Here is a 14,258-nt window from a genome sequence, read left to right as displayed (position 1 = left end):
AAGTCCGGATGCGTTAGTCGACCAATGTGTACTGAATTGTCGAGACTACCCTGATTTTTTTAATGTGAGGATGTTGTTTGTCTCTGGCGCTGATTGAAAACTGTCCCTGGTTAGCCCGCTTTATTTTGCCTAGCTGACTATCAGAATCTTTGGCAAACTTTTGCGCCACTTCACGCGCATTCAGGGTCGCCTGCTCTATCATCTCCGGCTTTACCTCATTGAGGCGGGTGAACACATACTCTGTTTGCGCTTCATAGCTTTGTGTAGACAGAACAATTCCCTTTTCTACCAACTGGCTACTGGAACTCATCAGTTTACGCACCTGCTCAACGCGCTTTGAATAAACCGTGACAGTCTGGGTTGCCGTATACCGAAACTGAACATTTGCATTCCCGCCATACTGATTTGCCAGCTTATCGGTAATCGCCGGTTTGCCTATACTGACTTCATTTTCCTGGACACCCGCAGCTAACAGAAAGGCGTTAATCTGAGCCGATTGTGTTTCAATGGTTTTGTACAGCTCACTGACGTCATTGGCGGCAACCGTAAATTGCAGCGGCCAGATTACCGTATCGGCTATATACTCTTTTTCGGACAGCCCTTTTACAGTGACCACTCTGTCCCAGGCTTTAACCTCAACCAAAGCGCGCCCTAACAATAATGCCAACAGACTAAGACCTATAATAATACCTGCGGATAAAATTAATGATGATGCTTTGTTCACAGACTTCTCCATTCTTTTGCGTATTGGTTAAGCATACGCAGACATTCGGTCTGATGAGAGGTGAATTATGGCGAGATGGTGGCTTTTTAACGTTTTCCTGAGCTAATTTCTAAAGATTCAGAAAGGCAGGTTTTCTACTTAGATAGCCATTCTGGCTACGAAGATCAAACAACCCCGGCTGTGTTGACGGCCAGCAAGCAGAAGGCGTGGCGCCACGCCCTCTGCACTCCCTGCGGAACCCGTCGCAAGAAGACAGCACCAGCCTATCCGGAAAAAGAGCACCGCGGTGTAAGGGGCTTCCTGCCCCTGACACCACTGACGCATCATCCCTGATGCGTCTGCTATTTTCTATTCCGGACAGCCTGCTGCACTTGCTCAACGGTTCATCGATAGCTTCTTTGCTGCGACTAGTTTGCTCTTCACCTCTCGCTCTTCGAAGAGATAAAGCTCTTAATAGCCTTAACGCTCAGCAGATAGCCGGAGCAGAGTGAATAAAAACAAGGCTCATCATGGATGATGAGCCAGGGGGAACAGGGGCATGGATGCTCCTTTTACCCCGGTTGTTTTTATCTGCTCCGGTTATCTGCCGCTTTGAGCGTTCAGGTAAAGTTGGGAGTCCAGAGGGGAAACGCTCTTCCCCTCTGGTCGCTGCCGGTCGATACCGGCGAAAGCTAATATAACCGCTATGGCTTTGCATGATTCCCATTACGTTAAAAGCGATTCCTCACTTCCACAAAGCAGGTTTCAACATCGAAGAGTTAACAGCCCCGGCCGTGTTGACGGCCAGCAAGCAGAAGGCGTGACGCCACGCCCTCTGCACTCCCTGCGGAACCCTTCGCAAGAAGACAGCACCAGCCTATCCGGGAAAAGAGCACCGCGGTGTAAGGGGCTTCCTGCCCCTGACACCACTTTCGCATCATCCCTGATGCGTTTGCTATTTTCTTATCCGGACAGCCTGCTGCACTTGCTAAACGGTTCATCGATAGCTTCTTTGCTGCGACTAGTTTGCTCTTCACCTCTCGCTCTTCGAAGAGATAAAGCTCTTAATAGCCTTAACGCTCAGCAGATAGCCGGAGCAGAGTGAATAAAAACAAGGCTCATCATGGATGATGAGCCAGGGGGAACAGGGGCATGGATGCTCCTTTTATCCCGGTTGTTTTTATCTGCTCCGGTTATCTGCCGCTTTGAGCGTTCAGGTAAAGTGGGGAGTCCAGAGGGGAAGCGCCCTTCCCCTCTGGTCGCTGCCGGTCGATACCGGCGAAAGTAAATACAACTGCGGAAGGAACGCGTGAAAGCAATTAACTAAAAAGAGCTGTCTTATTATATTAGATGGTGGATTCAACACCGTAGAATAAACACCCCCAGCCGGTCGACACCGGCGAAAGCTAATTCTTCCTCGCAGATTTACTACCCAAAGCCATGTGACTAAAAGAGAATTTTAGATTGAAATCCCCGGGTTACACTGCTTACCCGTAAGCCAAAAAAAGCCGCCCAGGGAAGCGGGCGGCCAAAGGCCCCTGTTTAAAGAGTGGGGCAACGCTCGGGTAGCTGATTTTTACCTTCGCTTTTTAAGCAGGTAGTAAAAGACCGGCGTTAATATCAATCCGAAAAATGTTACGCCAATCATGCCGGAGAAAACCGCTACGCCCATGGCCTGGCGCATTTCAGCACCCGCACCGGTGGAAATCACCATGGGTAATACACCCATAATAAAAGCGATGGACGTCATAAGAATGGGCCTCAGACGGAGTCTGCTGGCTTCCTTGATAGCACTAAGCGCGTCATGCCCCTGCTCCTGCAGCTCTTTAGCAAACTCGACGATTAAAATAGCGTTTTTGGTAGCCAGCCCGACCAGCACAATAAGCCCGATCTGCGTAAAGATATTATTGTCACCACCATAAATCGCTACACCAAGCAGCGCACTAAGCAGCGTCATCGGTACAATGAGTATGATTGCCAGAGGTAATCGCAAACTCTCATATTGGGCAGCCAGTACCAGAAACACCAATAGCACAACTAAAGGGAAAACATACATCGCCGTGTCACCGGCCAGAATCTGCTGGTAGGTCAGCTCCGTCCACTCGTAAGTCATTCCGACAGGCAGGTTTTCATCCAGAATCTTTTCGATAGCAGCCCGGGCCTGGTCAGAACTGTACCATTGCGCGGGTGCACCGTTTACCTCTGCCGTCACATAACCGTTGTAGTGCATGACACGATCGGGACCTGCGCTATAGTCAATATCCAGCAGTGAGCCAAGCGGAATCATCTGCCCATCGCTATTACGCACCTTCATTTGCTGAATCTGTTCAACATTCTGACGATGCGGCGCATCAGCCTGCACGTTGACCTGATAGGTACGACCAAACAGATTAAAGTCATTGACGTAAACCGCACCAAGATAGGCCTGCATGGTATCGAACAAAGTATCGATCCCCACGCCCTGGCTCATCGCTTTTTCGCGGTCAACATCAACGTCCAGTTGCGGCACATTGACGGTAAAGCTGGTAAACACATCAGTAAGTGCGGGGTCGGCCCAGGCTTTCGCGATGACCTGATTGGCAGTTTTTTCCAGCGATTCAAACCCAAGACCGGATCGATCCTGAAGTTGCAGCCTGAAGCCACCAATAGTTCCCAGCCCCTGCACAGGTGGCGGCGGAAAAATCGCCACGTAAGCACCTTTTATCGCAGCAAACTTCTGATTGAGATCCGCGGCAATGGCACCCGCTGATAACGCCGGTGACTGGCGCTTGTCAAATGACTCGAGCGGTGTAAACAACACCCCTGAACTTGGGCTATTGGTAAAGCCGTTAATATTCAGGCCAGGAAACGCCACCGCGTCCGACACGCCGGGATGCTCCATGGCAATCTCTGACATCTGCCTCACAACAGCTTCAGTACGGTCCAGTGATGCGGCATTGGGGAGTTGCGCGAATGCAACCAGATACATTTTGTCCTGTGGCGGCACATAGCCGGTTGGTGTAGTTTCAAATTGCTGCCAAGTCAGTCCGAGCAGCCCAGCGTAAAGCACCATCACAATCGAGCCTTTGCGAACCAGCGAGCCCACGCCGGAGGTGTATTTATCCGATGCCTTATCGAACATCCGATTGAACGGACTAAACAGCCATTTACCAAATAGCATGTCGATTGATTTCGTTAGCCAGTCTTTCTTTGCGCCATGAGGCTTGAGCAACAATGCGGAAAGCGCAGGGCTTAATGTCAGCGAGTTAATAGCAGAAATAACGGTAGAGATGGTTATAGTCAGCGCGAACTGTCGATAAAACTGCCCGGTCAAGCCGCTCATAAATGCCGTAGGTATGAACACTGCCGCCAATACAAGTGTGGTTGCAACAATAGGGCCGGTAACCTCTTTCATGGCCTGTTGCGTGGCTTCAATCGGACTCAGGCCCCGCTCAATATTGCGCTCAACGTTCTCCACCACCACGATGGCATCATCCACCACGATGCCAATGGCAAGAACCAGGCCGAACAGAGACAGCGCATTGAGTGAAAATCCCATCAAATGCATGAAGGCGAATGTGCCAACCAGCGAAATCGGCACTGCAACCAGCGGAATAATTGACGCTCGCCATGTCTGTAAAAACAACACGACAACCAACACCACCAATAACACAGCTTCCAACAGTGTATTTACCACCGCATCGATAGAGCCCCGCACAAATACGGTCGGATCGTATACGATGTCGTATTCCAGCCCTTGGGGGAACGTAGCGGAAAGTCTGTCCATAGTGGACCGGACATTATCTGAAATTTCTATCGCATTAGATCCTGGCGCCTGAAAAATTGGCAGTGCGGCAGCCGGTCGATTATTCAGCAAAGAGCGAAGCGTATAGTAGTCCGCCCCCAGTTCCACACGGGCGACATCTTTGAGTCGCGTAATCTGACCGCTCTGGCCGGTTTTTACAATAATGTTTTCAAATTCAGCTTCATCGATTAGCCGGCCCTTAACATTGATCAGCCACTGAAATTCACTGGTACCGGTGGGTTGCGCGCCTAAGCTTCCAGCCGCTGCCTGTTGGTTTTGTGCGCGAATTGCACTCACCACATCGCCGGGATTCAGACTCAGGGCAGCCAGCTTGTTCGGATCGAGCCAAACGCGCATGCTGTATTCGCCGGCACCAAACAGGCGAACCTGTCCGACTCCCTGTATGCGCTGAAGCTCATCTTTGACATTCTGCTCCGCATAATTAGACATATACAGCATGTCATACCGGTCGTCCGGAGAGGTCAGATGCACTACCATAGTCAGGTTTGGCGAGGATTTTTCAGTGACGACACCGAGGCGCTGAACCTCTTGGGGTAAGCGGGGTAACGCCCGGTTAACACGATTTTGTACCAGTGTTGTCGCTTCATCAGGATCGGTGCCAATGGCAAATGTCACTGTCAGGGTCATTCGTCCGTCGGACGTTGCCTGTGAGGACTGGTACAACATATTTTCAACGCCATTGATTTCCTGTTCCAGCGGCGTTGCGACCGTTTCACCTATGACTTTAGGGTTGGCTCCCGGGTAGTTAGCCGTGACCACCACTGTCGGCGGCACTACATCCGGATATTCGGTAATTGGTAACTTCCACACTGCCAGTGCGCCACCAATAAATATCAGCAGCGACAGCACCGCAGCAAAAATAGGCCTGTGAATGAAAAACTGAGAGAACTTCATTTAGCGGGTACCTGCAATCTGGTCCGCTGATACGCGTGCTAAGTCTTTGTTTTGATCAACCTGTTGCTGCCATGCGTTCAGACTTTCCAGGGTTTCAGGATTTGCCATCTCGACTTTATTGGGTGTAACGGGCGCTCCGGGTCTGACACGCTGTAAGCCGTCTACGACGATAGTATCGCCTGCCTGAAGACCGGATTCGATGATACGCAGCGACCCAACTTTATCGCCAAGGCTAACTGCCCGATATTGCACTTTTTTATCGCTATCAACTACCAACACGTACTTGTTGTTAAGATCGGTACCGATGGCTTTTTCAGCGATAAGAATGCCTTTTTCCTGATGCTCACCTGCCAGTTTCAAATGTGCGAATAAGCCTGGCAGTAACTGTTGTTGCTCGTTTTCAAACACGGCACGCACACGCAGAGTACCAGTACCGGCATTGACCTGATTATCGACAAAGTTAATGCTGCCCCAGTGGTCAAACGCATCCTCATTGGCCAGACGCATAGCCACCGGTTTGTCATCTACTGCCCGGGCGCCTGAGTCGTTTTGCTGATAGTTCAGCCATGTGGTTTCATCAATATCGAAGTACGCGTAGAGGCGGTCGGTGGCAACGATCGTTGTAAGTATACTTTGGCCTGCGGTAACAAAATTCCCCTGAGTGATATTAGCCCGGGATATTCTGCCTGAGATTGGTGCTTCAACCCGCGCGAAGCCACGGTTCAACCGCGCCTGGTCGAGTGCAGCGGTGGTCTGAGCAACTACCGCTCTTGCCTGATTAACGGATGCTGCGCGCGTATCAAGTACTTCCTGTGAAACAGACTGCGAATTGCGAAGCCCTTCTGCCCGAGTCAGATCCTGTTTGGCAAGTTTAAGCCGGCTTTTTGCTTCATCAAGCTGTGCAGTCAGTCGATCCACTTCCGCCTTGAACTGACGGTTATCAATCAGAAACAACGTATCGCCACGGTTTACATACTGGCCCTCTTCAAAGGTCACCATATCAATATATCCTGACACTCTCGGGCGCAAAGCGACTGACTCAGGCGCTTCCAGTCTGCCGGTAAAGGTATCCCATTGGGTGACAGGTCGGGCGACTACGCTGGCCACATCGACAGGTACCCCCTGTGAGGGCGCCTGGGCCTGACTTTGTTGTGAAGGCTCTGAATTGCATGCTGACAGCGCAATCAGTCCGAATATCACTATACTTACGCGTATAAATGTATGCATGGTGTCTCTCGCAAATACTAAGTTGCGCGTAGTATGCGTCAGACCGAAAAATAAAAATAATTATTATTTTGTATGCAATGCATCACGTGTAGTAATATATTCGATATTACCCATTTAACAGGAGTCTTTGGATGCGGCCACAAGAATTGAATCTGCTAATGATTTTTGATGCCATCATGACAGAAGGCGCTATAACCCGGGCTGCAGATCGTCTGGCAATGACCCAGCCAGCGGTATCTAATGCATTATCACGCATGCGAACAGCCTGGGGCGATGAGCTATTTGTTAAAGATGGTCGAGGCATTCAGCCCACTGCGTTTGCCCGAAATCTGTGGAGTCAGATTCAAACTCCCCTTGGCGCTCTGGAAGATGCGGTTAATCCTGCATCGTTTGAGCCGGCTACGGCAAACCGAACTTTTCGTATTGCCGCTACAGACACTTTTGTAGAAATGGTATGGGGACCATTGCGCCAGATGATTGAACGCGAGGCGCCTGGTATAAATGTCTATGCTGTTCCCGTTCAGTCAATTGAGTCGGCAGATATACTAAAAGATGCCGAAGCTGAACTGGCGATAAGTAAATATATAAGGCCTGAAAGTGTGATTCATTCTGAACACCTTTTAGACCCCAGATATGTGGTCGTTATGCGACCCGGACATCCGCTTGCCAAAGAGGCCCTTACGCTTGAACAGTTTATTGATGCTGACCATTTGCTGGTGTCTTTAACCGGGGATGTATCAGGGCCAACTGATCAGGCATTACAAAGCATAGGTAAATCGCGCCGCATTGCTATGACCGTGAATAATTTCCACAATGTTCCGAGCTTGTTAAAACAAACGGATTTAATATGCGTAGCGCCTTCAATGGTGCTGGAAAAGGAAATTTTTTCTCAGCAGCTTGCCGTATTTGAGGCACCGGTTGAATTGCCTCTTACGCCGCTGTCTCTGCTTTGGCATAAACGCCAGGACCACGATGCCGGACTACGTTGGTTACGAAGCCATATCGTCAGAATTATCCATGAGCGGGGAAAACAGCACGATGCTCTTCTGGCTCAATGTTGTCGCAAGGGATATTGTGAAGATGCGCTACGCTCGGCCAGAGCACAGCACCATGATTCCCGAATAGAAGCCTGTACAGAGGTATCGGCTAAAGCGGTACCTGTAGGTAAATAGGCATATTACAGACATAAAAAAAGCGAGGTTATACCTCGCTTTTTTTATTGCGAAAGAATTATTTCTTTTTCTTCGCTTTAGGGTTAGGCATATCTGTGATGCTGCCTTCCTGAATTTCTGCTGCAAGACCGATAGACTCGTTCAGCGTAGGGTGAGCGTGAATCGTCAGCGCAACATCTTCAGCGTCAGCGCCCATTTCAATGGCAAGGCCAATCTCGCCCAGCATTTCACCGGCATTGGTACCCACCATCGCACCACCAATAACACGACCAGACTCTTTATCAAATAACAGCTTCGTCATGCCGTCAGTTGCGTCAGAGGCAATAGCACGGCCTGATGCTGACCACGGGAACGTCGCAGATTCGTAGCTGACGTTCTGCTCTTTCGCTTCTTTTTCAGTAAGACCAACCCAGGCAACTTCCGGCTCAGTATAGGCAACTGATGGAATGCAACGCGGGTCAAAGTAATGCTTCTTGCCAGCAATAACTTCAGCAGCCACATGACCTTCGTGTACCGCTTTGTGCGCAAGCATTGGCTGCCCGACCAGGTCACCAATTGCAAAGATATTATCGACATTAGTTTTCATTTGTTTGTCAACGTTGATGAAACCACGATCATCAACCTTAACGCCCGCCTTGTCTGCGCCAACTTTCTTGCCGTTAGGTGTACGGCCAACTGAAACCAATACCTTGTCATAACGTACAGGCTCAGAAGGTGCGTTTTTGCCTTCGAATGTCACATACAGGCCGTCATCTTTTGCTTCAACGTCAGTTACTTTCGTTTCCAGCATGACGTTGAACTTATCTTTGTATGACTTCATGAATACTTTCATGATGTCTTTATCTGCCGCCGGGATCAGTTGGTCAAGGAATTCAACCACATCGATGTTAGAGCCCAGAGCATGATATACCGTGCCCATTTCCAGACCAATGATACCGCCACCCAGTACCAGCATTTTTTCTGGAATATCTTTCATTTCCAGTGCGCCGGTAGAATCAATAACACGATCATCTTCAGGGATAAACGGCAGTGATACCGGCTCAGAACCTGCTGCAATGATAGCATTTTCAAACTCGATAGTTGTTTTGCCGTCTTCGCCTTCCACTTCCAGAGTATTTGCACCTGTGAAGGTACCCGTACCACGGACGTGCTTCACCTTACGCATTTTTGACATGCCTGAAAGGCCTTTAGTCAGCTGACCAACAACTGAGTCTTTATAATCGCGCAGTTTATCCAGGTCAATTTCCGGCTCGCCGAAAGATACACCGTGACTTGCCATTTCCTTGGCTTCTTTAATGACCTTGGCCACGTGCAATAGTGCTTTTGAAGGAATACATCCTACATTCAGGCACACACCACCCAGTGTTTCCCTGGCATCAACAATAACGGTTTCTACGCCCATATCGGCAGCGCGGAATGCGGCAGAGTATCCGCCGGGTCCTGCACCCAATACAACTAACTGAGTTTTTATATCGCTCATCGTGACCTCAATTTGTCAAATATCTGAAAAATATGCGTTAAGAATTTTAACTAGGGCTTATCTGCCCTGTAAAGCCAACATTGCTAAATGCCGGCAAAAAAAGCGTAAAGGGGAGGTATTACCCTCCCCTGTTCAAACTTAAAGTAACATTTCCCGTAAATCTTCGAGCACGGTTTTAAGGTGCACGGCGAAGCGGGCCGCTACCGCACCGTCAATAACCCGGTGATCGTAAGACAGTGATAACGGCAGCATTAGCCGCGGTTCAAATTCACTGCCATTCCACTTCGGCTTCATCTCGCTCTTGGAAACGCCAAGAATGGCAACATCCGGTGCGTTAACAATTGGTGTAAATGCTGTACCACCGATACCGCCTAAACTTGAGATGGTAAAGCAGCTACCCTGCATATCTGCAGATTTAAGCTTACCATCGCGAGCCTTAGCACTAATTTCCAGAAGCTCTTTAGAAAGCTCGTGGATACCTTTTTGGTCAACATCACGCACAACCGGAACAACCAGACCATTCGGCGTGTCTACTGCAATACCTATATGGTAATACTTTTTCTGAATTAAAGACTCACCGTCTGCAGAAAGTGAAGTATTAAATACCGGATAGGCTCTTAGCGCATCAGCCACAGCTTTCATCATGAAGACCAGCGGCGTGACTTTGAAGTCGTACTTACGCTTTTCAGCAATCTTGTTTTGCTGCTTCCGGAACGCTTCCATCTCAGTAATATCAGCTTCTTCAAACTGTGTCACATGCGGAATGGTTACCCAGTTACGATGCAGATTCGGGCCAGACAGTTTCTGGATACGAGTAAGCGGCTTCTCTTCCACTTCACCAAACTTCGAAAAGTCGACTTTTGGCGGTGCAATAACCTGAAGACCACCTTCACCCTGCCCTACGGAACCGGCACTTGCCTTAGGACGTGACAACTCGTATTTAACGTACGATTGCACGTCTTCTTTCAAGATTCGGTTCTTTCTGCCAGAGCCTGATACCTGAGTAAGATCGACACCGAACTCGCGGGCCAGTCTGCGCACTGAAGGCGAAGCGTGTACCTTACCACTCTTCTGCTTCTCACCAGCAGACGGATGGTGAGGGACCGGAGGTCGTTTAGGCTGACTGCTGTCGCCATTATCAGAAGACGCTTGCTTTTTCGGCGCTTCTTTCTGAGGTTTTTCAGACTTTTGTTCTTTCTCAGCGGGTTTTGCTGAACCAGCAACCTTGAGCATTAATACTGCAGAGCCCTGCGAAACCTTATCACCTTGCTTAACCAGCATTTTGGTTATGGTGCCCGCTTTAGGTGCCGGAACATCCATTGTCGCTTTGTCAGTTTCAAGAGTAATCAGACCATCTTCCGGCTCAATTGTATCGCCTTCAGACACCAGTACGTCGATAATTTCAACGTCTTCTGCGTCGCCAATGTCCGGAACAGTGACTTCGATCTCTTCCTCCCCGCCAGATGCCTGGGTGTCGCTGCTATCTGAATCAGACTCACTGCCTGATGCCTGCGTCTCATCGGTGCTTTTACTTTCGGTATCACTGGCGCTATCGTCAGCAGCACCTGCGTCACCGCTATCAGCCACCTCAAGAATAAGCACAAGAGACCCCTCAGACACCTTGTCACCCTCTTTCACCTTAAGCGATTTAACTGTACCGGCCTGTGGGCACGGCACATCCATGGTCGCTTTGTCAGTTTCAAGGGTAATCAGTCCGTCTTCAGCTTCGACCTTATCACCTTCGCCGACCAACACCTCAATGATGTCAACTTCCTCTGCATCACCGATGTCCGGTACAGTTACCTCGATGGTGGAAGTTCCGCCACCTGAAGCTGGCTTTGATTCATCGGTTTTTTCTTCAGCGCCGTTATCAGAGGAAGTGTCAGCGGATTCTGCTTTTTCTTCCTGCTTTTCACCAGCGTCGTCTGAGTTTTCTGTGTCTTCTGAATCGTCGTCACTGCTATCAGCGCCACCGGCTTCTTCAACCTTCGCTAACAAATCTCCCTGAGAGATTTTGTCACCCACGCTGACACACAGCTCTTTGACTTTCCCTGCGAAAGGCGCAGGGACATCCATACTGGCCTTGTCACTTTCTACAGTGACCAAAGCGCCTTCAGCTTCAACGTCATCACCTTCTGCTACACACAGTTCAATGACCTCAACGTCGTCTTCACCTAAATCCGGTACGAGTACGTCTTTAATATCTGCCATGTCGATATCTCTCCTGTGCTTACGCGTGCAGTGGGTTGATTTTCTTCTGGTCGATAGCCAGGTCTTTCATTGCTTTTGAAAGCACTTTGGCATCAAGGTCACCCGCTTTATATAACTCATACAGCGCAGCGTAAGTGATATAAGCAGTATCCACTTCAAAGTGACGACGCAGATTAGCGCGGCTGTCTGAACGGCCAAATCCATCGGTGCCCAACACGCGATAGCTACCCGGTACAAAGTTACGTACCTGGTCTGCGTAGTTTTTAATGTAATCTGTCGCAGCGATAGTCGGACCATCGTTACCTGCTTTTAAGACCTCAGTAATAAACGGAACCTTCGTGTCTTCTTCAGGGTTCAGCATATTCTGACGGTCACACTCGATACCATCGCGGGTCAGCTCATTAAATGAAGTAACGCTGTAAACTTCAGCCTCGACGTCATAATCTTCAGCCAGCTTTACCGCTGCTTCACGAACCTGCTCTAAGATAGTTCCTGAGCCAAGCAGTTTAACTTTCTTCTTACTCTCGCCCTGGGTATCCAGCTTGTAGATACCTTTAACAATGCCTTCTTCCACATCTTTGGGCATTTCAGGCTGCTTGTAGTTTTCATTCATTACCGTCAGGTAGTAGAAAACATCTTCCTGGTCCTCTAGCATTCTGCGCATACCATCCTGGACAATTACAGCAATTTCATAGCCGTAAGTCGGGTCATAACTGACACAGTTTGGAATCAGCGCAGCCTGGGTGAGAGAGTGACCGTCCTGGTGCTGTAAACCTTCACCGTTCAGTGTCGTTCTGCCAGCAGTACCACCAATCAGGAACCCGCGAGTGCGCGAGTCACCTGCCGCCCAGGCCAAATCGCCTACACGCTGGAAGCCAAACATTGAGTAGTAGATATAGAACGGAACCATCTGCAGATCGTTCAGGCTGTACTGCGTACCGGCTGCCAACCATGACGCCATTGCACCCAGCTCGTTGATACCTTCCTGTAGTACCTGACCTTTCTTATCTTCACGGTAATACGCAACCTGATCCGAATCCTGCGGCTCGTACTTCTGACCTTGCGAGGAATAAATACCAACCTGGCGGAACAAGCCTTCCATACCGAACGTACGCGCCTCATCCGGGATGATAGGTACAATACGCTTACCGATTTGCTTGTCTTTAAGCAGCGCTGTTAATACACGAACAAACGCCATCGTTGTTGAAATCTCACGGTCACCGGAACCTTTAGTCACTGACTCAAAAGCTTTCATTTGTGGTGCTGGTAAATCTTCAGAGGACTTCTCGCGACGCACCGGCATATAACCATGCAGTGCTTCACGACGCTCCCGCAAATACTTCATCTCTTCACTGTCTTCGTCGAACTTGTAGTACGGCAGATCAGACAGGTTCTCGTCAGAAACAGGAATATTGAAACGGTCGCGATAGCCTTTAACCGCTTCCATATCCATCTTCTTCACCTGGTGGGCAATATTTTTACCTTCACCAGCAGCGCCCATGCCATATCCTTTAACGGTTTTGGCCAAGATAACCTGCGGACGACCTTTCGTTTTTACAGCACGATCATAAGCAGCATAGACTTTAACCGGATCGTGACCGCCACGATTCAGACGCCAGATGTCTTCATCTGACATATTGGAAACCATTTCTTTAAGCTCTGGATACTTACCAAAGAATTTCTCTCGTGTGTAAGCGCCGCCTTTTGCTTTACAGTTCTGGTATTCACCATCGATGGTTTCGTTCATCAGATCTAACAGCTTGCCAGACGTATCGCGGGCAAGCAGAGGATCCCAGTAACGTCCCCAGATAACTTTGATAACTTCCCAGCCAGCACCGCGGAAGTTACCTTCCAGCTCCTGGATGATTTTGCCGTTACCACGTACCGGTCCGTCAAGACGCTGCAGGTTACAGTTGATAACGAATGTCAGATTGTCCAGACCTTCACGTGAGGCCAGGCCAATCGCACCCAGGGATTCTGGCTCATCACACTCACCGTCACCCAGGTAGCACCATACGCGCTGTTCGGAGCAATCTTTAATGCCACGATCAGTCAGATATTTCAGGAAACGGGCAAGGTAAATTGCCTGCATCGGGCCAAGGCCCATGGATACGGTGGGGAACTGCCAGAAGTCAGGCATTAGTTTAGGGTGAGGATATGACGACAACCCTTTGCCATCAACTTCCTGACGGAAACCGTCAAGCTGTTCTTCGGTCAAACGACCTTCAATATAGGCACGAGAATAAATTCCCGGAGAAACGTGGCCCTGATAGAAAACATAATCGCCGCCATCTTTTTCGTTTGGTGCGCGATAAAAGTGGTTAAAGCCCACATCGTAAAGCATCGCTGAAGATGCAAAGCTTGAAATATGCCCGCCCAGCTCAAGATTTTTCTTAGAGGCGCGCAATACCATCATCAGGGCATTCCAACGCAGTGCGTTACGAATTTTACCTTCGATGGTCTGGTCACCAGGCATGGTCGGTTCCTGACCTGGTGGTATGGTATTAATGTATGCGGTGGTCGCATCATAGGGTAAGTGGGCACCATTTCTGCGTGCTTTCTCAATCAATGATTCTAATAAGAAGTGAGCCCTTTCGTTACCTTCTTCTTCTAAAACTGACTCTAACGACTCCAGCCATTCTTGTGTTTCTTGGGGATCCACATCTTGGTGCATCATTTCAGTCATGGTGCCATCCTATTTTTGCTGATATAGAAAACCATCCATTACCTCGATGGCAAGGATGGTATACCTAGATTACGTTGTAC

Annotated in this window: 9 protein-coding genes; 2 read left to right on the top strand and 7 right to left on the bottom strand. The window is 49.3% G+C overall.

Features of this window, described 5'->3' with window-relative positions; genetic code table 11:
• Nucleotides 1-13: 13 nt before the first annotated feature.
• Nucleotides 14-724, bottom strand: coding sequence for an SIMPL domain-containing protein (locus tag FBQ74_RS04560; RefSeq protein WP_139755544.1), 711 nt, complete (start codon nucleotides 722-724; stop codon nucleotides 14-16).
• A 758-nt stretch (nucleotides 725-1,482) separates the two neighbouring features.
• A complete protein-coding gene (locus FBQ74_RS04555) occupies nucleotides 1,483-1,704 on the bottom strand; it encodes a hypothetical protein (protein WP_139755543.1) in 222 nt (73 codons plus the stop codon).
• A gap of 122 nt (nucleotides 1,705-1,826) precedes the next feature.
• On the opposite strand from FBQ74_RS04555, the gene FBQ74_RS18915 reads away from it, so the two are divergent.
• Nucleotides 1,827-1,991 (top strand): hypothetical protein, encoded by a 165-nt coding sequence (locus FBQ74_RS18915; RefSeq protein ID WP_168190602.1) that lies wholly within the window; start codon nucleotides 1,827-1,829, stop codon nucleotides 1,989-1,991.
• A 288-nt stretch (nucleotides 1,992-2,279) separates the two neighbouring features.
• Here FBQ74_RS18915 and FBQ74_RS04550 read toward each other — a convergent pair whose 3' ends face one another.
• Together FBQ74_RS04550 and FBQ74_RS04545 are read right to left on the bottom strand one after the other, a co-directional pair.
• Entirely contained in the window at nucleotides 2,280-5,402 is a 3,123-nt protein-coding gene (locus FBQ74_RS04550; RefSeq protein ID WP_139755542.1) for an efflux RND transporter permease subunit, read from the bottom strand.
• Nucleotides 5,403-6,629: an efflux RND transporter periplasmic adaptor subunit gene (locus tag FBQ74_RS04545; RefSeq protein ID WP_139755541.1), complete on the bottom strand. Its 1,227-nt coding sequence runs from the start codon at nucleotides 6,627-6,629 to the stop codon at nucleotides 5,403-5,405.
• 131 nt (nucleotides 6,630-6,760) lie between these two features.
• Between FBQ74_RS04545 and FBQ74_RS04540 the strand changes: the two genes are divergently transcribed.
• A complete protein-coding gene (locus FBQ74_RS04540) occupies nucleotides 6,761-7,801 on the top strand; it encodes a LysR family transcriptional regulator (RefSeq protein ID WP_139755540.1) in 1,041 nt (346 codons plus the stop codon).
• 58 nt (nucleotides 7,802-7,859) lie between these two features.
• Here FBQ74_RS04540 and lpdA read toward each other — a convergent pair whose 3' ends face one another.
• From lpdA to aceE, 3 genes are all read right to left on the bottom strand, one after another.
• Nucleotides 7,860-9,281 carry a dihydrolipoyl dehydrogenase gene (gene lpdA / locus FBQ74_RS04535; RefSeq protein ID WP_139755539.1) on the bottom strand — a complete coding sequence of 474 codons (1,422 nt, stop codon included), beginning with the start codon at nucleotides 9,279-9,281 and terminating at the stop codon, nucleotides 7,860-7,862.
• A gap of 138 nt (nucleotides 9,282-9,419) precedes the next feature.
• On the bottom strand, nucleotides 9,420-11,492 hold the full coding sequence (gene aceF, locus FBQ74_RS04530; protein WP_139755538.1) for a dihydrolipoyllysine-residue acetyltransferase: 2,073 nt from the start codon (nucleotides 11,490-11,492) through the stop codon (nucleotides 9,420-9,422).
• 19 nt (nucleotides 11,493-11,511) lie between these two features.
• Nucleotides 11,512-14,178: a pyruvate dehydrogenase (acetyl-transferring), homodimeric type gene (aceE, locus tag FBQ74_RS04525; protein WP_139755537.1), complete on the bottom strand. Its 2,667-nt coding sequence runs from the start codon at nucleotides 14,176-14,178 to the stop codon at nucleotides 11,512-11,514.
• Nucleotides 14,179-14,258 lie beyond the last annotated feature (80 nt).

It is taken from the genome of Salinimonas iocasae, assembly GCF_006228385.1.
Taxonomy (GTDB): domain Bacteria; phylum Pseudomonadota; class Gammaproteobacteria; order Enterobacterales; family Alteromonadaceae; genus Alteromonas; species Alteromonas iocasae.
The sequence above is the reverse complement of the archived record's forward strand: the minus strand, read 5'-3'. Positions and strand labels throughout refer to the sequence as shown.

Excerpts from the sequence above, each read along its gene's own strand:
- FBQ74_RS04545 (WP_139755541.1), bottom strand. The coding sequence starts at position 6,629 with ATGCATACATTTATACGCGTAAGTATAGTGATATTCGGACTGATTGCG.
- aceF (WP_139755538.1), bottom strand. The coding sequence starts at position 11,492 with ATGGCAGATATTAAAGACGTACTCGTACCGGATTTAGGTGAAGACGAC.
- FBQ74_RS04550 (WP_139755542.1), bottom strand. The coding sequence starts at position 5,402 with ATGAAGTTCTCTCAGTTTTTCATTCACAGGCCTATTTTTGCTGCGGTG.
- lpdA (WP_139755539.1), bottom strand. The coding sequence starts at position 9,281 with ATGAGCGATATAAAAACTCAGTTAGTTGTATTGGGTGCAGGACCCGGC.
- FBQ74_RS04540 (WP_139755540.1), top strand. The coding sequence starts at position 6,761 with ATGCGGCCACAAGAATTGAATCTGCTAATGATTTTTGATGCCATCATG.
- aceE (WP_139755537.1), bottom strand. The coding sequence starts at position 14,178 with ATGACTGAAATGATGCACCAAGATGTGGATCCCCAAGAAACACAAGAA.
- FBQ74_RS04555 (WP_139755543.1), bottom strand. The coding sequence starts at position 1,704 with ATGAACCGTTTAGCAAGTGCAGCAGGCTGTCCGGATAAGAAAATAGCA.
- FBQ74_RS18915 (WP_168190602.1), top strand. The coding sequence starts at position 1,827 with ATGGATGATGAGCCAGGGGGAACAGGGGCATGGATGCTCCTTTTATCC.